This window comes from Streptomyces sp. N35, from assembly GCF_016464295.1.
Taxonomy (GTDB): Bacteria; Actinomycetota; Actinomycetes; order Streptomycetales; family Streptomycetaceae; genus Streptomyces.
In genome coordinates this window covers 70,209-92,987 of sequence record NZ_JAEIMH010000011.1, presented here as the reverse complement: position 1 = coordinate 92,987, position 22,779 = coordinate 70,209, and the positions used below count along the sequence as shown (strand labels likewise).

Sequence of the window (22,779 nt, the reverse complement as noted above, 5' to 3'; positions counted from 1 at the left end):
GGGGGGGGGGGGGGGGGGGGGGCCCCGGGCGCGGGGGGGCGCCCCGCGGCCGCCCGGCGGCCCCGGGGCGGCCCCCCCCCGCCCCGGCCATGCGGTGGACGGCGACCCGGACACGGCGTGGACGTCGCCCGAGCCGTCCAAGGGCACACTCACGCTGGACCTCGGCCGGGAGCAGGCGGTCGACCGGATCCGGCTCGCCGAGGACATCCGCCACGGCCAGCAGGTCGAATCGGCGGTCGTCGAGGCACGCACGGCCGAGGGCTGGCAGCACGTGGCGACAGTCGGCACGATCGGTGCCTCCCGGATCCTCGCCCTGCCCGCCGTGGTGACGGCCCGTCAGTGGCGGCTGCGCATCGTCGCATCCCGCCAGGCGGCCTCGATCGCCGGCTTCGAGCTCCACCGCTCGCGCGTGTGACGAGGGTGCGCGTGTGACGAGAGTGTGCGACGCGGCAGGGGCCCTGGTCACCTTTGTGACGCTCGCTCCTGCCGGCGTCGGCCGCACTGTCCTTGACGGGCGGTCGCTGTTCTGGGCGGGCGGCCACTGTCCTTGACGGCGATACATCGGAGGAATGGGCTGGGGCTCGAGCCGTAGCTCGGGCCCCAGTCGGGTCATTCGCCGGCGGAGTGTGCGTTCAGATGCGAAGCAGCCGCTCCATGCTTTCGCGGTAACCCCGCAGCGCCAGCCGCAGCTCTTCCGTCTGCGGCTCTGTGCCGTCCCGTCCCTGCCAGTGTGCCCGGAGGGTGCGGCGCCGCTCCGCGAGGGCGTCCGCGAGCTGGGTGGCAGCTGTGTCGAAGGCGTGATCGGCCTCCTCCACTGCCTGCCGAGGGCTCTCCACGAAGGTGCTGAGAGCCTGCTGGAGAAGCGTGGTCAGCTTGTCCCGGTCGCCGGGTGAGAACAGCTCCGAGCCGGGAGTGCGGTGGGCGTCGTCGCCGCTGACGGTCGGCTCGCCCGGAGCTCGGCCGGGTTCGGTGAACGCCGCTTGTGAGATGTGCTGTTCGGTGGAGTCCGGGTTCGGGTCCTGGGGGTGCTGGATGTGCTCGGGGTCGTACGTCATGATGCGCTGCCTTCGGTGGTGTGCGGGCCGCGGATTCTCGGCGGACGGCTGCCACCGTCGACACCCTGCCCGCGACTTCGGCCCGAGTCGGCCGGATGGTCCGTGACGAGTGCGTCGAAGAGGCCGCGCGCTTCGACCAAGGCTTCGCGCACCTCTTCGGTGCTGTTCTGAGCACGTGCTGCCGTGTGGACCCGGTGGTAGCCGTGGATGTGTGCGGGGTGATGGACGGAGAGCGCGGCGATCTGCTCCTCGAACTGCGCGCCGCCCGGGAACCCTCGGTCGCCGGCCAGTTGCGCCAGCAGCGAGTCGGCCTCGATGGCTGCCTTGCGCGGCGAGTCGACGAACTGGGTCTGCAGTGCGTCCCATCGGGCCTCGTACTGCCTGCGCCTCTCGTCCGTCAACGGCTGCGGCCGGAGGGAGCCGTACCGCTTCACGCGCTCGCCGAGTTCCTGTTCGGCGGCCGTGACGTCGCCGTTGTGCAGGGCGAGGGCGCGCTCGTACTCGGGGCCGAAGCGACGCTTCAGCCCTCGTCCGCCACGGTTCTTGACGACTGCGCGGCCACGCCCGGCGAAGAGGCCGGCCAGGATGAGGACGACCACGATGATGATCACGACGGTGGACATGGGTGCCTTCTTCGGCTTACTGCTTCGTTGTGCCCTGTGGTGCCTGCCGGGCGGTGTCCAGGTGTTGTGGGCACCGCCCGGGGCGCTCGTGGTCAGCGACGGAAGGCCCGCCTGGCCTTGTCGCCGGACTGCTTCAGGCCTCCGGACGTCCGGTCGACCCGGCCTTCGCGCTGCAGCCGCCTGTTCCGGGTGGACCGGCCGATGCGCTCGGTGATCCTGCCCTTGAGGACCTGCACTTTGTTCCGGTACGTGTTTCCAGCACTCATGGCTGTCCCTCGTCCCTCATCGGTCCTGGGCGCACACGGCGCCGTGTCACCTGCGACTTCGGCTGCGACCGCGGCTGTACCGACGTCCGCCACCGCCGCGACCGCCGCGACCGCGCATGGCGAAGCCGACGATCCAGACGACCAGCAGGATGAGGGCGGCCCACCACAGGGCCTGCATGGTGAAGCCGAATCCGAAGAGAACGAGGATCACCAGGAAGAGGAGAATCCAGAGCAGCATGGCGGGCCTCCGCGGTCGCAGTGATGGTTCCTGCGTTCCGCGGGGTCCTGACGAAACGGAAGGTGGAAGGCCGGGCTCGAGAGTTCAGGAGCGTATGGCCCCCACGCCTACTTGGCAGTCAACGCCTGTGGGCGCCCCCTGTCAACGCCCCTGTGTCGTTGGGTAGTTGTGGGGGATGCGCAGGGGCTGCTGAGGCGAATGGAGCACGGGCTGCTCCGGTGCCAGGGAGTTGCCCGGGGCGATCCTGCCGCAGTCGGACGGTGCCGCCTTGCCCGCGAAACGGTCGTCGAGCCAACGCAGCGCGGTGGGTGCCCAGGGCAGGGGTGTGGCGACATGGCTGAGCGCGTTGTACTGCTGGTACTTGATCGCCGCGCTGCCCGTGGCGCAGTACTGCCGGGCCAGCGCTCGTACGTCGCCGGCGACCATGACGCCGTCACCCGTTCCGATGCCCGGCGGGTTGTTGAAGGTCCCTTCCGCGACACCGCCGTTGCCCTGGGCGATATAGCCGGGGACGTCCGGGGTGGGTGCCGAGCCGAGGTTGATCCTGTTGACCGCCTCGACGAACTCGGGCACGGAGTTCGGGTCGGCGAACTCCGGCTTCGCCATCTTCTTCCAGGTCAGGCCGGGGTAGCGGCCCAATGTGTCGGCGATGGAAGCGTGTTCGACCTTGTCGTAGACGGACTTGCCGTAGTCGCTCATGTACTGCTTCAGGTCGATGTCGTAGGCCCGGGCGACTCCGATGACGGCCATCGGAATGACACCGGACCACACCAGGCTGCCGTCGACGTACTCGAGGTTGTGCGAAGGCTTCACGAGCAGTCCGCCCTCCGCATATCCGACCAGATGCCGGTTGACGTCCGGCGCGTAGTCCGGTGCGAGTGCGGCGGCCCAGTTCGTCGCGATCGCGCCGCCGGAGTAGCCGATGAGGCCGAAGCGGGCGTCGGGTCTGATGCCGGTCTGCGCGGCGGAACTCCGCGCGGCGCGGATCGAGTCGAGCGTGTTGTACCCGTATTCAGGGCCGGCCGCGAAGTTGGCGGTCTGCCCCTCGGTGTCCGGGATGATCACGTCGTAGCCCGCCAGGAGCAACGGGACGATGAAGACGGTCTCCGCGTTCGCGATCGCACCGCCGAGACTCACATCTCCCGCGATCGCACGGGACGGCCCGTGCTCGGGGTTCAGCGAGTCGTAGAACGACTGGTACGAGACGGCCTTGCTGCCGTCGCTCGTCGCGGAGCGCACCACGGTGGTGACACCGGCGGACGGGCGGTTCTGTGCGTCGGTGGTACGGAAGAGCAGTTGGACCGCCTCGACCGCGGTCGGGATGCCGAGGACGTGGTACTTCAACGTCCGCTTCTTCAGCACGTCCCCGGGCTTGAAGGAAGAGGGCGGCTGGCTCCCGACGTACGTGAAGAGCGCGGCGCCCGCGGCGGCTGCCGGGGAGGCGCCTGCCGACGACGGTGCGTCGGCCGACGGTGCCGCGACAGCGATGCCGGGCGCGGCGGTCAGGACGAGAGCGGTGACACTTGCGGTGGCGATGCGCCGGACTGATTTCTGCATGACTCCCTCGACTCGCGAAAGCGGCTGACAGGGACGGCTGCTGAACCCGCCACAGGCGTTACCGGCGGGTAAGGTCCGGCGAAACTTACCAGCGAGTAAGGAAGTTGCCCATGGGTGCGGCAGAGGTTTGTGCGCGGCCGAGTCGGTTCACTGTGCTGCCTCGGCGCCTCATCGCCGATCAAGTACCCTTGATCGCTTGAGAGTTCGACAGAGGGCAACGGGGGCTCGCTTTGGCGTGGGAAGAGTGGGAGCAGTTGAAGGCGGCCGCGGCCGAGCGGCACGCGGCCGCCGCGGCGTCCGGAATGCGGCTGAACCAGGTGGCGCCGGAGCCGGGCGGCGGCGGGTCCGGTGGCTCCGGTCCCGGCGACGGCTTCCGTGTGAAGCACCAGTCGCTCGACGGCAGTTCGCATCTGCTGATCGAGCTGGCCGGTCTGCTCTACGAGGGGCGTCCGGACGGGGAGTTGTGCACGACGGCGCGCGCACCCCGCTCGCATCCGGATGTGGCCGAGAAGGTGGATCGGTTCGCGCGCTTCGCGGACGACCAGTATCAGGATCTGACGTCACTGCTCGCCGCGCTGTCGACGCGGCTGCGGGACACCAAGAGCAACTACGTGTCGTACGACGGCGACGTGGCGGGCGGAATGATGAACGCCCTGCTGGAAACGGGTGTGTACGTGCCGCCCGAGAAGCGGTGAGAGCGGAATACCCGTGGCCTATACCTACCGTGCCGATGTGGAGTTCCTCGAAGGGTGCAATGCGGCGCTCGTCGAGCGGAACGCCGATGAATTCCGGCGGTTGCGCGATCTGTTGCTGAGCATCGAGCCGTCGGCGTCCAAGGCGGCGAAGAAGACGGACTGGGTGAGTGAGAACCGCAAGCCGTACGACGACCGGCTGCGCGAGGCGAACGAGCTTGTCACGCATCTGTCCGACGGCTACGACAAGGCGCAGAGCGCGCTGCTGCACTACGCGCGTGCACTGGAGATAGCCAAGTCGCACTACTCGGACGGGCTGCGCGCGGAGTCGACCCTGAAGGGCCTGGTCGCTCAGGTGGGGGAGGCGGTCACGGACACGGCGCAGCGCGCCGAGCCGATGCGGCAGTGGGAAGACCTGCGCGGCACCACGGGCTTCCTGGACTGGATGGCCGAAGTGACCGTCGACATCGACGACATCAAGGACGAGGCGAACCGCGCGCACGACGACGCGAGCGCCGCGTTCGGCCGGGCGAAGAGCGTCGAGAAGGAGGCCAGGGACAGCTGTACGGCTTCGCTGGACGCCGCGTACAAGGCGCTGCCCGACTTCCGTGGCGGAGGTTTCGGGGACGCCAAGGATCTGCTCTCCTCGATACCGGCGCTGCGGGCCGAGGCGGCGCAGGCCAAGGACGACCCGCTGGCGAAGCTGGCGGGCAGCGGGCCGAAGGCCGGGTTCACGCAACCGGTGGGCAAGGAAGACGAGTCGGCTGCGCTGCGGGACATCCGGATGCGGCTCACGCAGCTGCCTCAGGCCGAGGACGCGTACTGGTCGACGCCGTCCGACGGCCAGGACCGGCGCGAGTGGATCGCCGCGAACAAGGAGATCATCAAGGCGGCCGCCGAGCGTTCCGGACTTCCGGCGGACATGGTCGCGGGCATCGCGTATCAGGAAATCGGCGGACAGTGGGGGTGGATGGACGACGGCGTCGACACGATCCGGGAGATCTCGGACGGCGGCTGGCTTCCCTGGACGCCGGAGAACCTGCCGATCGACCGCCTCGCCAGCCCGCCCGACGAGACATCCTTCGGTCCGATCGCGATTCAGGTGCGCCGTGGCGCGGAGGTGCTCGGCTACGACCCCGAGAACCTGACCGATGGGCAGCGCGACACCATCGAGGCCGCCCTCCAGGACCCGGGCCAGAACATGTTCATCGCCAGCGAGTATCTGAAGATGCTCAAGGAGGAGAGCGGGTTCGCGGACGTACCGGCCGAGGAGATGACCCGCGAACAGCGCCAGGAACTGGCCGCCCGCTACAACGGCGGGCCGTATTGGCAGAATGACCAGGCCCAGGCCTATGGCCGGGGCTTCGACCGGAACCTGGACGACGCGAGGGGCGCCATCAAGTGAGCGGGGCAGGACGTGTGACCGGTGCGGCGCGCGGATCGTGGACGGCCGTACTCGTACTGGCGAATCTGCTCGGCTGCTATGTCGGCTACGGGGCCCTGTTCATCCGGCCCGAAGGTGCCTGGGATTCGGCCGCGATCGACGGGATCGCCGCGGCCGCCGTCATCCTCTGCGTCCTCGGCACGCTCACCCTTCTCCTCTCGTACGTGCCGGTACGGCGCGGCACCCTCGCCCGCTGGTGGCTGCTGGTGCCGGCGGTGTTCCTGCTGGTCGGCGTCGCGCGTCTGATCCATATCGAGTACGCGTATCCGGTCTGACCGGGGGCCGGCCTTACGGGTCGGCGGCAGGGCGCAGGACCCGCCGTGGCGGATCAGGCGTCCGGGCCGTCGGCCACGATGCGCCGTACGTTGTCGGCATCGCCGCTGCCGGCGTCCAGATGCCGCTGCCGAGCCCGGAGGAAGGACGCGCCGAGTTCGACAAGGCGTTCCTTCGGGACGTTCTCCCGGGCCCCGTTGAGGATGGTGCGCTCCTCCTCGTCGAGGTGGTGCGTGATCGCCTCGGAGAGCTTCTCCAGCTTCTCGTCCCACTCCTTCGAACCCACCACCGGCACCTCGAGCAGCGCCAGAAGCGCTTCGTTGCCCTCGGCGTGCTCCTTCACTCCGTGCTGGACTTCTTCGTTGTCGATGTCGCGGAAGCGTTTGAGCGCGGGGTAGACCTCTTCCTCCTCGGCCTCACCGTGCGCGATCAGCAGATCGGAGAATTCGCCGAGCGCCTTGCCGCGGTCCTCGTCGACGTTGCGCATGCGGCGGAGCAGCTCCTCCATCCGCCGGTGGTCGTCGAGAATCAGCTCCACGGCGCCTTGCCTGTCATTGGTCACAGGGTCTCCTCATGTTCTGTGCGTGCCGGTGCGGCATCGGGCTCCGGGTCGCTCGCTCACTCATGTATGGCCGCAACCATGCCGAGGGCGGGCTGACTGATGCCTCATTTGCCCCGATGTCGCCGGTGCACACAGAGATTCCCGCAAGGAGGGGCATCCCGTCCGAGCAATGAGGAGCTCCGCCCGTCCGGCGGAACGAGGCGCCGCTCCCGTCCGGCCGAACCCGCCGCGACGTGCGCTGTCCTCAGCTGTAGGAGCCCCACTGGCGTCCCAGGGTGTCGTACATGTACCGGGGCAGGCCGTCGATGGCGCTGGTGCGGAACGGGCGGCCGTCGTCGTCGATGCGGACGGTGCCCCTGCTGCCCTGGGAGGACCAGTCCAGCTCCAGGTACCAGCGGCAGTCGCACGAGGTGGTCCCGGCCGTGACCAGGAGTACCTCGGGGTCCTTCGCCGAGACGCGGTAGGGCATCCGTACGGCCGGGATCGGCGTGCCGGAGTCGCTCCCGGCGACCGCGCGGGCGATGGGGCGGTCCTTGTCCAGGTCCACCGCGAAGTACCGGGGAGTGAGCGCCCCGCCGCAACCCTGGTTCATGGCGTAGGCGTTGCCCTCGGCCGGCTCCGTACGGCCGACCACGCGCACGCGCAGCGCCTCCAGCACGACTGCCGTGTCGCTGCGTCCCTGGACCGACAGCTGGACGAGCGTCTCGCCGCCGTGCACCGCGCTCTGTGCCGCCGCCCAGGGCGCCGCGTCCTGCGGGGCCGGGGGCGGCGGAACCTGGCTCGGCGGCTTGGCGATGACGTAGTCGTGACCGCAACCGAGCTCCCACGCCTGGGAGTTGACGGACCAGGTGAGCGGCAGTCCGGCGGGCTGTTCGCCGCGGGGCGGGGCGGATGTCGCGCCGGGCGGGCGGGAGGTGCCCGGCTTCGCCTTCGCGGTGGGGGACCCGGAAGGCGGCTCGGTGCTGGGGGTGTCGCTCGGGCCGGGTGAGGCGCCCGGCTGCTCCGGAGCCGTGGCCCGCGCCGTATCGGCGACCCGGCCAAGGCCGTCGGCGGAGGCCCGCCGTCCGTCCGGCAGCGTGGAGAAGGACCCGAGTGTCGCCAGTACGGCGCAGACGGCGGCGAGTCCGACTGCGAGACGTCTACGGCGGTACCAGGGACGGGACGGGTGCGAGGGCGCGCCGGGCGGTCGGGGCGCGGATTCCGTTTCGGCGACCGGGCTGCTGCCGTTGGCCTGCGGCGCTGCTTCCGGTGTGGCGGCCGGGGCGTCGCCCGCCTTGAGCTGTACGGCCGGTGTGGCGATCGGGCCGTCCTCGGCCCTGAGCTGTACGGCCGGTGCGGCGTTGCCCGCCGCGGCGGTGTCCGGCCCTTCCACTCCGTCGTTTCCGGCTTGCGGCGCCCTGGCATCGGACGCGCTGTGCGCTGCCCCTGCCGAGGGAGGCCGACGGCGGGCTGCGACCGCCTGGAGCCAACGGCGGTGAAGTTCCAGGCGTTGGTCCGAGGTGGCCCCGCACAGGGACGCGAAGCGTTCCACGGGAGCGAAGTCGAGAGGCACCGTATCGCCCGCGCAATAGCGGTGCAGGGTCGAGGTGTTCATGCCCAGACGGCGGGCCAGCGAGCCGTAGCTGCGGTCCGTGCGCTCCTTCAACGCTCGCAGCAGCGCCGCGAACTCGGCCACCTCGTCGATGCCGTCGCCCTCGCCCTGTGCCGACACGGGTCCCCCTGTCCTCGTACGACCTCGCCTGGTGCCTGGGACGGCATCCCAGGCGCCCGTATACCTGCACGTCAGATGGGCTGGGATGGTTCCACCGTGCTCGATCGGCTGTCGGCTGTTGCGCCGGGGCGCTGTGAAAGCTGATGCTCTTGGTGTCGCACCGGCCAGGCCCGGGCCGACCAGCCGGCCTCGCCGCGGCACTCATGTCCACGCACTCATGCACGGGGGAACATCCATGTCCATGCGCATCCGAACCAGCGCTTCCGCAGCCCTCACCGTCGCCGCACTCGCCGCGGGCACGGTCCTCACGGCCCCGGTCGCAGGCGCCGCCTCGAAGGCGGCCGCGCCCAAGTTCCTGTCGGCCTCCCAGCTGCCGCCGCACCCGTCGTCGTCCTGGACCGCCGGTCCGGTCACCGAAGGGTTCCCGGAGGAACTCGGCTTCTGCGTGAGCACGGAGGGCGTGCTCGACTACGACTACCGCTACCGGCAGTTCCGGACCGACCTGGACGCGGGCGCCGTGCAGTTGACCGTGGTGACGGACTCCGCCGCCCATGCGAAAGCCCTGGCGAAGCACTACGACGACCTGATCCGCACGTGCGCCGCACGGATCGAGCAGTCCTCGCCCGACGTCGAGGCCGAGGGCCGCGACTACGGCAAGTTGCCGGTCGAGGAGGGCGCACGCGTCCGTGGCCTGCACACCGAGACGTCCTGGGGCGCCACCGACATCGCCCTGTTGTCGGTCGGGCGGGACGGCCGGACCGTCACCGTCGTGCAGTGGGGACAGATGGGGGGCTTCAAGGACGCACCGGTGGCGGCCTTCAAGAAGACCACGACCACGGCCGTCAACAAGCTCTACTGACCGACCGGCCACCTCAAGGGGAGGCCGCGGGGCCGTCCTGCCGCCACGGGGGAGCGGAAGGACGGCCCCATCGCGGTGCGCCGGTGCGTGTGCGGGTATGAGTGGACGCCAGGCCTATCCGGCCAGAGCGGCCTGCGCGCCGAGCTTGCGGCGGCAGACCAGCTCTTCGCGGGTCAATCGGCGGCCGGTTGCACCGGCCCGGATGAGGACGTCCTTGTAGTAGTCGAGTAGGTGCCGGGGACGTGGGCATGGCCATCTCGACTCCTTGGTCAGGTTGTTGGTCTCAGAGTCTCTGCGTACTGGCGCGCCGTGGGGGAGGGGCGGTCAGGCGATGGGCACCGCTTCGGCTTCGGCTCGGTCGGCTTGCACGGCGGGTACCTGCATCGCCGGGGCAGCGGGGCGGGTGAGACGTCGGGCCAGGGGCTCGGTGAAGCGGGCGGCGAGCGGGCCGACTACGACCAGGATGAGGACGTACGCGGTGGCCAGCGGCCCGATGCGAGGTTCGGTGCCGACGGCGAGTCCGGCGATCACGATGGAGAACTCCCCGCGGGCCACGAGCGCGCCCGCCGCCCGCCAGCGGCCCGCCTTGCCGATCCCTGCGCGGCGTGCCGCGTACCAGCCCGTGGCGATCTTCGTGCAGGCGGTGACGGCGGCAAGGAGCAGGGCCGGGAGGAGAACCGGCGGGATGGCCGCGGGGTCGGTCGACAGGCCGAAGAAGACGAAGAACACGGCGGCGAACAGGTCACGCAGCGGCGTGAGCAGGGTGCCTGCACCCTCGGCGGTCTTGCCGGACAGGGCGATGCCCACGAGGAACGCGCCCACGGCGGCGGACACTTGGAGCTGCTGGGCGAATCCGGCGACCAGCAGCGTCAGGCCGAGGACGACCAGGAGCAGCAGCTCGGGGTTGTCGGAGGAGACCGCACGGCTGAGCAGCCGGCCGTGCCGCAGGGCGACGTAGAGCACGGTGCCGACGGTGCCCAGCGAGATCAGCAGGGTCAGGCCGGCCCCGGACAGACTCGCGCCGGCGAGCAGGGCGGTGAGGATCGGCAGGTAGAGGGCCATGGCAAGGTCCTCGATGACCAGGACGCCGAGGATGACGGGGGTCTCCCGGTTGCCGAGGCGGCCCAGGTCGCCCAGCACCTTTGCGATGACCCCGGAGGAGGAGATCCAGGTGACGCCCGCCAGGGCGACCGCGGCGACGGGGCCCCAGCCCAGGATCAGTGCCGCTGCGGCTCCGGGCAGCGCGTTCAGGGTGAAGTCCACTGCGCCGGAGGGGAATTGGGTCTTGAGGTTGGAGACGAGTTCGCCGGCGGTGTACTCGAGGCCGAGCAGGAGCAGCAGCAGGATGACGCCGATCTCGGCGCCGGTGGCGACGAATTCCTCACTGGCTCCCAGCGGCAAGAGGCCGCCGTGTCCGAAGGCGAGTCCGGCCAGCAGGTAGAGCGGGATGGGGGAGAAGCCCGCCCGTCCGGCGAGGCGGCCCAGCAGGCCCAGGCCGAGAATGATGGCCCCGAGCTCGATGAGCAGGGCGGTGGTGTGGTGCACGGGCGTCTCCTCCGGGTTGATTCGGCGATGGCGTCAGTGCCCCTTCGAGCGTCGGCCTTTACGGGCCGGGCGCGACGGCGCGGATAACAGGTGGCTGGCACGCGTATGAGGCGTGCGCGATGGCGGCGGCAGGGTGTCGGAGAATGAAGGCGCAGAAGTGCCTTATCAGCCAAGGGTGTTCGCGGTGATGTCAGCAGGGTGCTGCTCGGGTCGTCGCTGGGTGGGACGGCGGAATCCGATGCGGCAGCAGAGCGGGAGCTGGTTCCCTGACGTCAGTGGCGCGAGATGATCGCGGCGATGCTGCCGGTATCAGGGACACTGTCGCGCGCCGAGTTGTCGACGCGTGCTGCCCTGAGCGTGCCCGCTGCGCGGGGGCCGTAGAAGAAGTCGGTGGTGCACAGACGGGTGGCGCGGGTGCTGCGATCCATGCCTACCCCCGTCAGTTCTGCGCTCAGCGACGTTCTACGCCCAATTGAAGACTGAGCAATACACCGCTCAACAGAGCGTTGCGCTCGATCGTTAGCTTAGCGCACGACATTTAGGGTGATCAGCGTGAACCTCCTATACCGGTCAAGCCGGTTGGCGGGACTTGCTGGGCTGTGGGCAACGTCGACCTGTTGGGGGGCGCAGTTCACGGCCGTCCTGTGGGCACATCAGGGTGGCCGTGCTCGCTTGGCGGAAGGCAGCGTAAATACCCGCAGTCGGCCGCGTCCAGGGCCTACCGCGAAGCGCAGTTGAACCGTTTGCCGACCACGTCGACGAAATTCTCGAACAGCTCCTTTACGCGCGGAGTGCCGGGCTGCCCCATCGCGTCGTGGTAGTCCTGTCCGACCTGCAGGGAGAAGTAGGTAGGCGTTCCCGAACAATCGGCGACCACGTGCTGGGGGTCGAATCCCGACACCTTGTGCCCTGCCACCTCCGGCTGTGTCTCGTACGTGGGTGAGGCTTGGATTCCCGCAACGACGTGAGGCTCCTGCGTCACGCTGAACACGGCATATCCCTCGACCTCGCACGACCACGTGTGCTTGGCGCGATCCTGGACCCGCTGAACGCTCTTCGGCTGCCCCTTCGGTCCAGGGAATTGCAGGCCTTCAAGTCCGCACACTGTGTCGCCCGTCACCTGTTGTGCTTTCGGGGCCGAAACGAGACCGTCAGGGCCGGTGAGTTCTTTCCGGCCCACGCAATTCGCCTGTTTGGCCGCCCTGTTGGCGACCTCCGTCAGTAGCCGGGCGACTTTCGCCGGATCCGAGCCTTCAGGGGCGTACGCCTCGACGACGGCGGGTCCGTCCTGCGTCGTGCAGGAATCGGGCAGTAGGACCCATCCGTGGTCCGATCCCACTGCCCCCGTGGCGCCGTCGGCAAAGTAGGACATCCGAGCCGGGCTCGGCCAGCGACCGTCCTCCGAGAATGCGAAGTCGCCGCGTTCGCGGCTCCCCGAGATTCTCACGGACTCGGTTTTTGAGCCGGGAAGGAAGGACGAACTGTCCACCGTGCAAGTGAAATCAAGCCGGTCAGCCGACGCGACATCCAAAGCCACTCCTTCGGTGACGCGGCCGGACGTGCTGAAGACAGAGTCTGCCGAGTCGGTGGGCACCAGCCCCCCGCACACACTCTCCTTGCTCATGAGATTGGTGTTCAACCAGAGGTGCGCGCCCACGGCCACGATGACGACCGCCAGGACCGCGGCAATGATCTTTGGTCCGAGACGCGGTCGGCCGCTGCTGTTCGTCATGTCATTTCCTCGTACGCAGTGCAGTGAAGGCGTCCTCGCGCCCGGTGATGAAACTTTGTTTCGCCTCGCCCATGGCGTGCTTATGAGCCTCGGTATCGCCGATGCCGTGCGTGCTGCCCCAACCCTGAAGCAGCGCATTCGTGCCGCCGATGCCGGCCGACGAGGCGGTGCTGTCCTGGGACCTGGCGGCGTCCTCGGCTGCTGCTGCTACGTCCTTGGAGTACTCGTACGTCGCCGCGTCGACCATGCGCTGGATCGGGTCGCCCACGACAGGGATCTGAGTGAACAGTCCACCCACGCCGTGGTAGGTGTAGCGCATGTCGTCATTGAGCTTGCCGATCTTGGCGTCACGGTCGTCCAGGATCATGTCGGCCCCGATGGCAGTCATCGAGCCATAGACCTCTCCGACGTGGCGAGCCTTGTTGTCCCAGTCGCCGACCACGTTGTTCTGCTGGTCGGCCGGCGCCTGTCGGGCGGTGTCCAGGTATTCGGCGGAGTAGAGCTTCTGGTTCTCGTACAGAAGGTCGTGGACGAGGACGGGATCACCCTCGGGGGTCGTGCCGTACTCCGCATCCGATACGCCACGCATGACACGAAGCAAACTGGCCTTGCTGTTGGTGATGCTCGAGTCGTCGCCGTTGTCGTTGATTCCGCTCAGCCCTTCAGGGCTGCTCTTCTCGGTGCCGCTGAGGATTGCGTGGGTGTCGACGGTGTAGTCGGCGAGTGCCCGTCCGAGCGGCACCTTCATGTTCTCCGGAACCGTGTCACCCTTCCCGTCCTGATCCAGGAGGGCGATGGTGTCCTGCATGACCCGGGCCTGCGCCTCCGTGTGATGGCCGAACTCTGCTCCAGGAGCGTTGGGTTCGCGTCCGGTGCTCGCAGCTTCGAGCGCCAGGCCCAAGCCCTTCTGGCTGTCCGTGATGGCGGTGTCCCTGGAGTCGACACCCTCGTACTCGATGTTTCCTCCAGGACCTCCCCACGTGCTGTTGTTGATGAAGTCGCTGTCGCGGTCCAGTAGATAGCGCAGGCGGTCGTTGCTCCTGTGCTCGGCGTCCTCTCCCGAAGCTCCAGGGTCGAGGTAGGCAGTGGCTGTTGCCGGGGCCTTACTCATGATGCCGAGGGCACCGTCGACGGGGTCATGCGCGAACCAGCTCGTCTCCTTGCCGCTGAAGTCGCCATACAGGTCCCAGACGTTCGGGTCCTTCTTCTCGGCGGAGATCATGTCGTCGGTGACATCGCTCAGGAACTGCGTGGAGTATCCATCGCCGTGCTCCATCATCGTCACAAGGGCTTGATATCCGCGGATTTGCTGGTCGTGGCCCTTGCGGCCGTCGTCCATGTGCTCCCCGACGGCCTTCAAGTCGTATTTCTCGAGCCCGGCCTTCTTCAGATCGGCCCGGAAGTCCTTGTAGAACTTGGAGTCGGGGTTCTTCGTCGCGGTCGCCAGCGTAGTGGCAAGGCCCTTCTGCAGGCCCAGGTAGTCGCTCTTGCGGTCCTTGTCATCGAAGTACGCCAAGTCGTTGAGCTTGTTGGTGAACTTCACCGTGCCCGAGGCGCCGAGGCTGTTGAGGAGGGTCTGGGAGAACTTGGGGTCGTCGGAGTTGTCGCGGAAGGTCCGCTTGAGCTCGGCCATCTCCGCTGCGGAGACCTTCTCACCGCCGTTGATGCGGGTGGCAATGTCCGCTGCGTGGTCGGCCTCGTACTTCTCGATGTCCGACTTGGCCTCGTGGTTGAAGCCGTTGAACGTTCCGTCGAGGGCGTCTCGGTCGACTACCACCGCTTCCAGGGCGAGCTTCACGCCCGCGTCGGCGTCGGTGATGGCCTTGACCGCTGCCGTGATGGCCTCGTTCCACTCACCCACTGCCTTGCGGACCGAGGCCTGGTAGTCGGGGTCGTGGTGGTAGGCGTTACGGGTCGCCGCATCGAGGCTCGCGGTGTCGAAGGTGACATATCCCTGCTCGGAAACCGTCATGCCGGCCTTGATGGCGTCGGCGCGTACGGACTTGAGCTTGCCGCGCAATTCGGTGAACTGGTTGTGGGCATCCCGCAGGAGCGCTGCGATGGCCTTGGCTTCCTTCTGGGCGCCCTGGTACTCACGGAGCGTGATCTTGAAGCGGTCATTGGCGGCGTTGGCGGCCAAACCCTGCCAAGTCTGGCCCATCAATATCTTCGAGACGTCCCGTTCGTAGGCGGTCTCGAGCTTCTTGAACTCGCCCGCCATGTCGTCCCACTTGTCCGCTGCAGTGGTCAGCGTGGACAGGTCGGTGGTCATCGCCTCGTGGTACGTCGGCACTTCGTCTTCCCCCGTGGAAGTCGTCAGCGGGGAGAAGTTCGTGACCGCGATCCTTGCCGAGGTCACCGACGCGCACACCATCACGCTGCTCAACTATGGTCACCCCGCACCGATGATCGTGCGCCCTGACGGGGCCACAGCTTTCCCGGAACCACCGCGCTACGCCTTGCCGTTGGGACTCGGCCTGCACGGAGTCAAAGGCCCTCTGCCGTATGAGACGGACTTCACCCCGGGCGACCAAGTGCTCCTCTACACCGACGGTGTCACCGAAACCCGCGACCGCACCGGCGCCTTCTATCCGATCGGTGACCACGCCATCCTGCTGGAGGAACGAGACCCGCAGGCAGCGTTGGACGCGCTGCGTGCCGACCTCGTCGAGCACTCGGACGGCCCGCTGCACGATGACGCGGCCATGTTGCTGCTGCGCTATCAGCGGCCCTGACGAACAAGTGCTCACGGGGAAGTCGCTACGGGGAAGGCCCCTGCTCGGGTGGCGAGCGGGGGACTCCCGATTGGTGTCAGTGAGCCACCGTAGGTTTTGTGAGCCACTCCGCCCTGCCGGCCGAACTTCACTGATCAGGACGGCCGTTCGGATGTGCGCAGACCTTCAGCCCGACAACACAGGCTGAAGGTCCATGTTTGCCCGAACACCCCCGCTGATCAGTGAAGTCCAGCGCGAGGGTGGCATGGCGCCCGAGGTCCGCCGTCGCCGGGCGGTCGCAGCGATCGTCGGCAGCAGGGCCAGGGAGTGAGCCTGGATTGTGCGCCAGGTAAGGATCAGTTGGCTGAGAGTGCGACCTTGAGTGCTCCGGTCTCCGAGGGCCGTTCGAAGACGTCGTACGCCTTCTGCATGTCCTGCAGTTCGAAGCGGTGCGTGGCAAAGCTGCTCACGTCGAGTTGGCCGGCTGCGAGCATGCGCAGCAGGGTCGGTGTGGAGTGGGTATCGACCAGGCCCGTGGTGATGGTGATGTTCTTGATCCAGAGGTCTTCGAGGTGCAGCGTGGCGGGGCTGCCGTGGACGCCGACGTTGGCGACGCGGCCGCCGGGTCGGACGATGCGCGTGCACATTTCGAAGGTGGCAGGGATGCCGACCGCCTCGATCGCGACGTCCGCGCCGAGGCCGTCGGTGAGTTCGGTGATGCGGGCCGTGATGTCCTCGCCGGGGTCCAGTGCCAGGTGGGCGCCGTGCTGCAGGGCGGCTTCGCGGCGGGCCGGTGCCGGGTCGACGGCGATGATCCGACTGGGGCTGAAGAGGCGGGCGGTGAGGATCGCGGCGAGGCCGATGGGGCCTGCGCCGATGACTGCCACGACGTCACCTGGCGTGACACGGCTGTTGAGGATCCCGACCTCGTAGGAGGTGGGCAGGATGTCGGCGAGCATCAGTGCCTGCTCGTTGGTCACCTGGTCGGGCAGGGGGTGCGTGGAGGTGTCGGCGAACGGGACGCGGACGTATTCGGCCTGGACGCCGTCGATGCGGTGGCCGAGTATCCAGCCGCCGCCTCCCAGGCACTGGCCGTAGGCAGCTTCGCGGCAGAAGCGGCAGCGTCCGCAGGCGGTGATGCAGGAGATCAGGACGCGGTCGCCGGGGCGGACGGTGGTGACGGACGGGCCGGTTTCCTGGATCGTGCCGACGGCTTCGTGGCCGAGGATGCGGCCGGGTTCGACGGTGGGCACGTCGCCTTTGAGGATGTGCAGGTCGGTGCCGCAGATCGTGACGGCGTCGACGCGGATGACCGCGTCGCCGGGGTCCTGGATCTTGGGGTCGGGGACCTCGTCCCAGGAGCGTTTGCCGGGGCCGTGGTAGACGAGCGCCTTCATGAGGGCCTCACTTAAAGCAAGTCGCGGGAGATCGGTGCGGGCTGCCTGTGCGGCCGGCTCCCCGGGCGGCCGCACAGGCGGTGTACGAGGTGGGCGCAGCGGGAGTCGCGCCCGGCATCTCGTACGTTCCAAGGTCTTGCGCCTGAGGTAAGCCCGCGAGGGGCCGATAGGGCAGTGCTGAGGGCCGAGTGGCCCTGTCGGGCGGCGTGCCCGGACAAGGGGCTGCGCTGCCGATGTGGAAGGCGGGGGCCCCTGGGCGTGTGGCGAGCTCGGCCCACGCAGAGGCATGGGAGCGCCCATACACGGCTACATCTGGGCGGCGACGTACCCGGTCAGATCCAGGAGTCGGTTTGCGTAGCCCCATTCGTTGTCGTACCAGCCGAACACCTTGGCCAGGTTCCCGTGCGCCTGCGTGAGAGCTGGGTCGAAGACGCAGGAGGACGCGTCGCCGATGACGTCGCGAGAGACGATCGGTGCCTTGGCGATGCTCAGGATGCCGTCGAGACGACCTCCGGCAGCCGCGTGGAATGCGGCGTTGATTTCCTGAGCGGTCGCTTCCCTGTTCAGGACCACGGTCAGGTCGGTCAGGGACCCGTCCTCCACCGGCACCCTCACGGCCGACCCGTCGAGCACGCCGTCGAGTTCGGGCACGACAAGGCCGACGGCGCGTGCCGCGCCGGTGCTGGTCGGGATGATGCTGACTGCTGCCGCGCGGGCCCGGCGCAGGTCCTTGTGCGGGCCGTCGAGCAGGGCCTGGTCGTTGGTGTAGCCGTGGATGGTGGTCATCAGACCGCGCTCGATGCCGAAGCGCTCGTGCAGCACCTTCACCATGGGCACCACGCAGTTGGTCGTGCAGGAAGCTGCCGAGATGACGTGGTGTCGACCGGGGTCGTACGTGTCCTCGTTGACGCCCATGACCACGGTCGCGTCCACGCCCTTGCCGGGTGAGGAGAGCAGTACCTTGCGCGCTCCGGCCTTGATGTGCAGCTCGGCGGCGTCCCGGTCGCGGAAGCGGCCCGTGGACTCGATGACCAGGTCGACTTGGTGGCCCGCCCAGTCCAGCGCCGCCGGATCGCGCTCACAGGCCACGGCGATGCGGTGTCCGTCGACGGTGAGCGAGGAGTCGTCGTGCGTCACCTCGCGCCTGAGCCGGCCGTATGTCGAGTCGTACGCGAGGAGATGCGCAAGGGTGGCCGGCGGGACCATGTCGTTGACGGCCACGACCTGAGTTCCGAGGCCGCGTTCGAGAGCTGCGCGCAGATAGACGCGGCCGATCCGGCCGAAGCCGTTGATGCCTATGCGGAGTGACATGAGCAACTCGCCTTTCTGTGAAGGGATGTGCGTGTCTATGCGTGGGCTATGACGGCGACGGGCGCGGTCGCATGGTGCAGCACGGCATGGGTGACGGGGCCGATATGGGCGCCGAGCGGGTTGCGGCGGATGCGACGGCCCACGACCACGAGGGATGCCTCCCGGGAGGCGTCGACGAGAGGGATGGCCGCCTGGCCGAATCGGGATTCCTCGACGACCTCGATGGTGGGGAACTTCTTGCGCCACGGCCTGAGGACATCCGCCATGGCGGCAGCGTGGTGGCGGGCGAGCTCGGCGTGGAACTCCAGGTCTGCGGTGAGGCCGTAGGCGTAGTAGGACGGCGGGTTCCAGCCGTGCAGGACGCGCAGCGAGGTCTGTCGGCGCAGGGCCGCGTCGAAGGCGAACCCGATGACCGAATCGTCGGGGTGCTCCGTGTCCAGGCCGAGAACGACGGGCTTGAACGGGCCGGCGGCGGACGGAATGCCCGCAGGGTCCATCTCGTGTTCATCGGTGGCCTGTTCGCCTGCGCGGACCAGGACCACGGGCAGCGTGGTGCGGGCCACGACAGCCGAACCGACGGAGCCGACCAGGTAGCCGCCGATTCCGCTCAGGCCACGGGAGCCCAGAACGAGGAGCTCGGTGTCCCGCGCCGGCAGCCCCAGCAGGATCTCGCCGGGACGGCCCGAGACCTGCTGTGTGGTCACCTCGATTCCGGGGTGGCGCAGACGCAGCCCTTCGGCTGCTTCGCGTGGGATGCGTTCGCTCCAGTGCTGCTGCGTCTCGCGGCCGAGCAGCGGGGCCTGCGCGATGGGAGCCGGCGCCGGCTGCCAGACATGCACCACCTTCAAGGGCAGTTGACGAAGTGCGGACTCTCGCGCAGCCCATTCGGCTGCGGCCTGGCTCTCGGGTGAGCCGTCGAGGCCCACGGTGATGGTGCGGGGCATGAACTCCACCTCCAGGATCGGGAGACCCGATTCCAGCTTCGATTCGACGGGTGCGAGGCGCGGGGGCCGATCGGTCCCGGCACACGGGATGTCTGCGGACGCATGGGGCGGCGGAGCCCTTCAGGGTCCCGCCACCCCTCCCGCGGTCAGCGCAGCCAGCCGTTACGGCTGACGAACGGGAGCTTGGCCCATGTCTTGCCGAGGCCCCAGGTGTTGCCGGCGGCAGCAGCGGCCAGGGCGATCAGGACGACGGCGTAGATGACGTGGTACTCGACGAGCGGGTTGGTGGACATGCTCGGGGAGCCGTCGGACAGGTGCTTGGCGGGCGGCCATTCGGCGATCCACATCAGCGTCATCATCACGGTCCCGGCCAGTGCGGCGAACCGCAGCGCCACCCCGGCGATCAGCGCGATGCCGATGCCGAGCAGGCCGAGCATGAACAGCCAGTTCGCCCAGCCGGCGCCGGCCCAGTCGTGGAAGGTGGACTCCATCGGTCCGGCGGATACGCCGCTGAGGAAGCCCAGGGTGGGCGAGCCACCGTCGATCCAGCCCTTGCCGGACGGGGTGGCGTAACCGAATCCGAAGGTCTTGTCGAGGAACGCCCACAGGAAGGTGAACCCGGTGATCAGGCGCAGGCTCGCGAAGGCGTAGGCCCGAGCGGTGTGCGTGTCGGTGTCGGCCGACACAGCGGACTCGGATGTGGTGGCGGTCCGGGTCCTGCGCAGCGAGGGCAGGTGGAAGCCCGGGCGACGGTGCGGGTGCTCGTGCACGGCCATGATGGTGATCCCTTCAGGGATGTTCCGGCGGTCTCTGACACCACTCACTCTGGTCGGCTTGCGGGAGCGGCGCCGGATGCCGATGGGGCACGCCCATGGGGCCGAACGGCCCAACTTCGAAGGAAAGTTGGGCCGAGGGCCCGTCGGGTGCCCTGGCGCCCCGGGCGGCGCCCGCCCGAGGCCCCCAACGGGGAGAGGTGCCGCCGCAGGTGGACGGCCACCCCGACCGGCCCGCCCCCCCGCGGCGACGCTGTTCAGCTGTGCGGTACGACGGCGACCGGGCAGGCCGCGTGGTGCAGTACGGCATGGTTCACCGGGCCGAGCTGCATGCCCACGTGCCCCTTGCGGCGGCGGGCACCGACCACGAGCAGGTCGGCACTCTTCGCGGCATCGAGGAGTGCGGTGCGCGGCCGACCCTCGACGACCTCGCGGTGCACTGTGAGGTCACTGTGCACCCGTAGCTGCCCCCGCAGTGCCTGGGCCAATTCGGCCTCGGCCAGGTCGCGATGCATGTCTGTGGCGTCTTCTGCGCGCGGGTAGTCGGGCAGGTCGTGCGCCGGGCAGCGCCAGGCGTGCACAGCATGGACCGCGGCGTCACGGCGCTGGGCGGCGCGGAAGGCGAACTCCAGGGCGGGCGCAGCATCTTTGGCGGTGTCGACTGCGACCGCTACGCGCCTGAAGCCGCCGGTCAGGTTCCGCTCTTCTCCCCGTACTACGATCACGGGGCACTCTGCCTGTGCGGCTACCACCAGGCTCACCGAGCCGAGGAGGAGTCCGGTCAGTTCGCTTCGTCCCCGATTGCCGACGATCACCGCACTGGCCTCGCGGCTCTCGTGGATCAGCGCGGCTGCCGGATCGGCCGGCAGGACCTGACCCACTACCTTCACTGCGGACGTGCGGTTCTGGGCCCGCTCCACCGCCTGGGCCGCGATGTGGTCCGCATACGTCCGAACCGACGTGCGGTTGATCGCGAAGGACGGCTCGTGCCCCTCGTACCACTCCCAGCTCGACCCATGCACGATGTGCAGCTCGCAGCCGCGCCGCAGTGCCTCGTCCACGGCCCAGTCCAACGCACGGAGACTGGAGTCCGACCCGTCCACTCCCACTACCAGCGCGCGCTCCATTGTCTTCAGCTCCCTTCGGGCACTGCCGGAAGTGGCCGTGCTCCGCTACGCACGCTGGCACCGCAGGTGAGCGACCGGCAGGGGCGGAGCGGGTCCGGGCCGAGGGCCGAACGGCCCTATTCGCAGAGGGAAGCCGGACCCGGGCGAGCGTCGCCGTGCAGAGTCCCGAGGGCGGCGGGTCAACGGGGGAGCGGGCCTATGGCGCGTCCGTTCCCGACAGGGGCACCCGCCACTCCAACCGGGTGCCACCCTCCGCCCCGCTGCCGACGAGGAGTTCGCCCGAGAGTCTTTCCGCTCGCTCGGCGAGGTTGCGGAGCCCGCTACGCCGGTCTGCGCCGGGCTGAGTGCCCACCCCGTCGTCCTCGACCGTCAGTACGAGCTGCCCCTTGCGTACGGCGAGAGAGACCTCGGCCCGTGAGGCGCGGGCGTGCCGGGTGATGTTGGACAGGGCCTCCACCACCACGGCCACCACATCGTCGGCCACCGTACGCGGCACGTCCGTCTCGAGCAGTCCTTCCATCCGCAGCGCCGGTGTGAACCCGAGGACAGGTGTGGCCTCCTCAACGGCCCGCACCACGCGAACCCTCAGGCCGGGGGCAGTGCCCGGAGCTTCGTGTTCGCGCAGGCCGAAGATGGTCGAACGGATGATCTTGATGGTGGTGTCCAGGTCGTCGACGGCACGCTGCACACGTTCGACCGCTTCGGGATGCCCTACGAACCGTTGTGCGCTCTGCAGTGTCATCCCCGTGGCGAACAGTCGCTGGATCGCCAGATCGTGCAGGTCACGGGCGATGCGGTCGCGGTCGGCAAGGAGGCTGACCTGTTCGGCGTCACGCCGCCGGTCGGCAAGCTCCAGCGCCAGCGCGGCCTGGCCGGCGAAACCGGTCAGCGGCGCTGTTTCGACCGGGCCGAACGGCGGGCGCCCGACCGTGCGGCCCAGCAGCAGAACACCTCGTACGGCATCTCCCGTACTCATCGGCACCGCCACGACCGGGCCTATCCCGGCCCAGCGCTCGGGCCGGAAGGTCACCCGCGGGTCCTTGACCACTTCTGTGGTGGTCACGAGCGCTCCTGTATCCAGCGCCGCACCCGCGATCGTTCCCTGTCTCGGCACCACGCCCCCATGGACCTTGGCGTCTTGGCCCAGGGCCAGCACGGGTTTCAAGTCGCCGGTCGGCTGGACGAGTTGAACGATGCCCAGTTCGGCCGAGGTCAACTGACGGGCTCGTTCCACCATCAGCTCCAGCACGCGGGACTCGGGTGCCCCGCACAACAGCTGCCTGGTGCCTCCGGCGCTGGCCCCCAGCCAGCGCTGCCGCAGCCGCGCCTCTGCATAGAGCCGCGCGTTCTCGATGGCGACCCCCGCTGCGACCGCGAGAGTCGAGAGGACTGCCTGGTCCTCGGCATCGAACTGACCCCCGCCGCGCTTCTCCGTCAGGTACAGGTTGCCGAACACTCTGTCCCGGACCCGAATCGGCACCCCCAGGAAGGAGTTCATCGGCGGATGGTGCGGTGGAAACCCGGACGATGCGGGGTGTTCGGAGAGTTGGGCCAGGCGCAGTGGTTCCGGGTTGCGGATCAGTTCGCCGAGCAGGCCGTGGCCCGTCGGCAAGTCGCCGATCTCTGCACGGAGTTCATCGCTGATCCCCACCGGCAGGAACTCGTCGAGCAGCTGGCCCCGCCCGATCACTCCGAGCGCCCCGTACTCGGCATCGACCAGCGCCACGGCGGTCTCGACGATCCGGCGCAGCACCTGTGCCAGCTCCAGCTCACGGCCCACCGAGAGCACTGCCTCCAACAGGCTGTGCAGTCGGTCGCGGGTGCCGCGCACCGCGCCGATGCGGACCTGCAGCTCTTCGAGCAGATCGTCGAGTCGTAAGCGTGTCAGCTGTTGTGGTTCCTGCGCGCGGTCCTCACCCATCAGCGTCTCCCCAGAGCGAATATGGCCCAGGCATG

At 68.9% G+C, this 22,779-nt stretch carries 22 protein-coding genes and 1 pseudogene; 6 read left to right on the top strand and 17 right to left on the bottom strand.

Annotation, left to right across the window (positions count from 1 at the left end):
* The first annotated feature begins 94 nt into the window (after positions 1-94).
* Positions 95-415: a discoidin domain-containing protein gene (locus JAO81_RS08975; RefSeq protein ID WP_307813250.1), complete on the top strand. Its 321-nt coding sequence runs from the start codon at positions 95-97 to the stop codon at positions 413-415.
* A 217-nt stretch (positions 416-632) separates the two neighbouring features.
* Here JAO81_RS08975 and JAO81_RS08970 read toward each other — a convergent pair whose 3' ends face one another.
* From JAO81_RS08970 to JAO81_RS08950, 5 genes are all read right to left on the bottom strand, one after another.
* Positions 633-1,055: a hypothetical protein gene (locus tag JAO81_RS08970; RefSeq protein WP_233415105.1), complete on the bottom strand. Its 423-nt coding sequence runs from the start codon at positions 1,053-1,055 to the stop codon at positions 633-635.
* Positions 1,052-1,678, bottom strand: coding sequence for a hypothetical protein (locus tag JAO81_RS08965; protein ID WP_199547266.1), 627 nt, complete (start codon positions 1,676-1,678; stop codon positions 1,052-1,054). Before JAO81_RS08965 ends, JAO81_RS08970 begins: the two co-directional genes overlap by 4 nt.
* Positions 1,679-1,770: 92 nt before the next feature.
* On the bottom strand, positions 1,771-1,944 hold the full coding sequence (locus JAO81_RS08960; protein WP_199547265.1) for a CsbD family protein: 174 nt from the start codon (positions 1,942-1,944) through the stop codon (positions 1,771-1,773).
* Between the two features lie 46 nt (positions 1,945-1,990).
* Positions 1,991-2,182, bottom strand: coding sequence for a hydrophobic protein (locus JAO81_RS08955; protein ID WP_199547264.1), 192 nt, complete (start codon positions 2,180-2,182; stop codon positions 1,991-1,993).
* Between the two features lie 141 nt (positions 2,183-2,323).
* Positions 2,324-3,739 carry a lipase family protein gene (locus tag JAO81_RS08950; protein ID WP_199547263.1) on the bottom strand — a complete coding sequence of 472 codons (1,416 nt, stop codon included), beginning with the start codon at positions 3,737-3,739 and terminating at the stop codon, positions 2,324-2,326.
* A 230-nt stretch (positions 3,740-3,969) separates the two neighbouring features.
* Between JAO81_RS08950 and JAO81_RS08945 the strand changes: the two genes are divergently transcribed.
* The 3 genes from JAO81_RS08945 to JAO81_RS08935 are packed head-to-tail and all read left to right on the top strand — an operon-like array spanning position 3,970 to position 6,150.
* On the top strand, positions 3,970-4,434 hold the full coding sequence (locus JAO81_RS08945) for a hypothetical protein (RefSeq protein WP_233415104.1): 465 nt from the start codon (positions 3,970-3,972) through the stop codon (positions 4,432-4,434).
* A gap of 13 nt (positions 4,435-4,447) precedes the next feature.
* Positions 4,448-5,836, top strand: coding sequence for a hypothetical protein (locus tag JAO81_RS08940; RefSeq protein WP_199547262.1), 1,389 nt, complete (start codon positions 4,448-4,450; stop codon positions 5,834-5,836).
* A complete protein-coding gene (locus JAO81_RS08935) occupies positions 5,833-6,150 on the top strand; it encodes a hypothetical protein (protein WP_199547261.1) in 318 nt (105 codons plus the stop codon). The genes JAO81_RS08940 and JAO81_RS08935 overlap by 4 nt, the downstream gene beginning before the upstream one ends.
* A 53-nt stretch (positions 6,151-6,203) precedes the next feature.
* Here the strand turns inward: JAO81_RS08935 and JAO81_RS08930 are convergent, their stop codons facing one another.
* Both JAO81_RS08930 and JAO81_RS08925 read right to left on the bottom strand, forming a co-directional pair.
* Positions 6,204-6,710: a hemerythrin domain-containing protein gene (locus tag JAO81_RS08930; RefSeq protein ID WP_307813248.1), complete on the bottom strand. Its 507-nt coding sequence runs from the start codon at positions 6,708-6,710 to the stop codon at positions 6,204-6,206.
* 244 nt (positions 6,711-6,954) lie between these two features.
* Entirely contained in the window at positions 6,955-8,421 is a 1,467-nt protein-coding gene (locus JAO81_RS08925) for a helix-turn-helix domain-containing protein (protein ID WP_307813247.1), read from the bottom strand.
* 235 nt (positions 8,422-8,656) lie between these two features.
* Between JAO81_RS08925 and JAO81_RS08920 the strand changes: the two genes are divergently transcribed.
* Entirely contained in the window at positions 8,657-9,280 is a 624-nt protein-coding gene (locus tag JAO81_RS08920) for a hypothetical protein (RefSeq protein ID WP_199547260.1), read from the top strand.
* A 324-nt stretch (positions 9,281-9,604) separates the two neighbouring features.
* Here JAO81_RS08920 and JAO81_RS08915 read toward each other — a convergent pair whose 3' ends face one another.
* The 4 genes from JAO81_RS08915 to JAO81_RS08900 all read right to left on the bottom strand — a co-directional run bounded on the left by JAO81_RS08915 (position 9,605) and on the right by JAO81_RS08900 (position 14,829).
* On the bottom strand, positions 9,605-10,825 hold the full coding sequence (locus JAO81_RS08915) for a cation:proton antiporter (protein WP_199547259.1): 1,221 nt from the start codon (positions 10,823-10,825) through the stop codon (positions 9,605-9,607).
* Between the two features lie 272 nt (positions 10,826-11,097).
* Positions 11,098-11,253 (bottom strand): hypothetical protein, encoded by a 156-nt coding sequence (locus JAO81_RS08910; protein ID WP_199547258.1) that lies wholly within the window; start codon positions 11,251-11,253, stop codon positions 11,098-11,100.
* A 290-nt stretch (positions 11,254-11,543) separates the two neighbouring features.
* A complete protein-coding gene (locus tag JAO81_RS08905) occupies positions 11,544-12,557 on the bottom strand; it encodes a hypothetical protein (RefSeq protein ID WP_199547257.1) in 1,014 nt (337 codons plus the stop codon).
* A 1-nt stretch (position 12,558) separates the two neighbouring features.
* A complete protein-coding gene (locus JAO81_RS08900) occupies positions 12,559-14,829 on the bottom strand; it encodes a hypothetical protein (RefSeq protein ID WP_233415103.1) in 2,271 nt (756 codons plus the stop codon).
* 43 nt (positions 14,830-14,872) lie between these two features.
* On the opposite strand from JAO81_RS08900, the pseudogene JAO81_RS08895 reads away from it, so the two are divergent.
* Positions 14,873-15,292, top strand: a pseudogene (locus JAO81_RS08895) (PP2C family protein-serine/threonine phosphatase); the annotation flags it as partial.
* Between the two features lie 335 nt (positions 15,293-15,627).
* Here JAO81_RS08895 and JAO81_RS08890 read toward each other — a convergent pair.
* The 6 genes from JAO81_RS08890 to JAO81_RS08865 form a co-directional block, all read right to left on the bottom strand.
* Positions 15,628-16,668, bottom strand: a complete 1,041-nt coding sequence (locus JAO81_RS08890; protein ID WP_199547254.1) for a zinc-dependent alcohol dehydrogenase family protein — start codon at positions 16,666-16,668, stop codon at positions 15,628-15,630.
* 306 nt (positions 16,669-16,974) lie between these two features.
* A complete protein-coding gene (gene gap, locus JAO81_RS08885; protein ID WP_199547253.1) occupies positions 16,975-17,979 on the bottom strand; it encodes a type I glyceraldehyde-3-phosphate dehydrogenase in 1,005 nt (334 codons plus the stop codon).
* Between the two features lie 35 nt (positions 17,980-18,014).
* A complete protein-coding gene (locus tag JAO81_RS08880; RefSeq protein WP_199547252.1) occupies positions 18,015-18,923 on the bottom strand; it encodes a universal stress protein in 909 nt (302 codons plus the stop codon).
* A 146-nt stretch (positions 18,924-19,069) separates the two neighbouring features.
* Positions 19,070-19,699: a DoxX family membrane protein gene (locus JAO81_RS08875; protein ID WP_199547251.1), complete on the bottom strand. Its 630-nt coding sequence runs from the start codon at positions 19,697-19,699 to the stop codon at positions 19,070-19,072.
* A gap of 254 nt (positions 19,700-19,953) precedes the next feature.
* Positions 19,954-20,823 (bottom strand): universal stress protein, encoded by an 870-nt coding sequence (locus JAO81_RS08870; RefSeq protein WP_199547250.1) that lies wholly within the window; start codon positions 20,821-20,823, stop codon positions 19,954-19,956.
* Between the two features lie 196 nt (positions 20,824-21,019).
* Positions 21,020-22,744: a GAF domain-containing protein gene (locus tag JAO81_RS08865; RefSeq protein ID WP_199547249.1), complete on the bottom strand. Its 1,725-nt coding sequence runs from the start codon at positions 22,742-22,744 to the stop codon at positions 21,020-21,022.
* Positions 22,745-22,779 lie beyond the last annotated feature (35 nt).

What these genes read in the sequence shown, in the direction of transcription:
- JAO81_RS08900 (WP_233415103.1), bottom strand. Translation starts at nt 14,829, where the DNA reads ATGACCACCGACCTGTCCACGCTGACCACTGCAGCGGACAAGTGGGAC.
- JAO81_RS08880 (WP_199547252.1), bottom strand. Translation starts at nt 18,923, where the DNA reads ATGCCCCGCACCATCACCGTGGGCCTCGACGGCTCACCCGAGAGCCAG.
- JAO81_RS08965 (WP_199547266.1), bottom strand. Translation starts at nt 1,678, where the DNA reads ATGTCCACCGTCGTGATCATCATCGTGGTCGTCCTCATCCTGGCCGGC.
- JAO81_RS08870 (WP_199547250.1), bottom strand. Translation starts at nt 20,823, where the DNA reads ATGGAGCGCGCGCTGGTAGTGGGAGTGGACGGGTCGGACTCCAGTCTC.
- gap (WP_199547253.1), bottom strand. Translation starts at nt 17,979, where the DNA reads ATGTCACTCCGCATAGGCATCAACGGCTTCGGCCGGATCGGCCGCGTC.
- JAO81_RS08970 (WP_233415105.1), bottom strand. Translation starts at nt 1,055, where the DNA reads ATGACGTACGACCCCGAGCACATCCAGCACCCCCAGGACCCGAACCCG.
- JAO81_RS08865 (WP_199547249.1), bottom strand. Translation starts at nt 22,744, where the DNA reads ATGGGTGAGGACCGCGCGCAGGAACCACAACAGCTGACACGCTTACGA.
- JAO81_RS08910 (WP_199547258.1), bottom strand. Translation starts at nt 11,253, where the DNA reads ATGGATCGCAGCACCCGCGCCACCCGTCTGTGCACCACCGACTTCTTC.
- JAO81_RS08905 (WP_199547257.1), bottom strand. Translation starts at nt 12,557, where the DNA reads ATGACGAACAGCAGCGGCCGACCGCGTCTCGGACCAAAGATCATTGCC.
- JAO81_RS08950 (WP_199547263.1), bottom strand. Translation starts at nt 3,739, where the DNA reads ATGCAGAAATCAGTCCGGCGCATCGCCACCGCAAGTGTCACCGCTCTC.
- JAO81_RS08875 (WP_199547251.1), bottom strand. Translation starts at nt 19,699, where the DNA reads ATGGCCGTGCACGAGCACCCGCACCGTCGCCCGGGCTTCCACCTGCCC.
- JAO81_RS08960 (WP_199547265.1), bottom strand. Translation starts at nt 1,944, where the DNA reads ATGAGTGCTGGAAACACGTACCGGAACAAAGTGCAGGTCCTCAAGGGC.
- JAO81_RS08955 (WP_199547264.1), bottom strand. Translation starts at nt 2,182, where the DNA reads ATGCTGCTCTGGATTCTCCTCTTCCTGGTGATCCTCGTTCTCTTCGGA.
- JAO81_RS08920 (WP_199547260.1), top strand. Translation starts at nt 8,657, where the DNA reads ATGTCCATGCGCATCCGAACCAGCGCTTCCGCAGCCCTCACCGTCGCC.
- JAO81_RS08890 (WP_199547254.1), bottom strand. Translation starts at nt 16,668, where the DNA reads ATGAAGGCGCTCGTCTACCACGGCCCCGGCAAACGCTCCTGGGACGAG.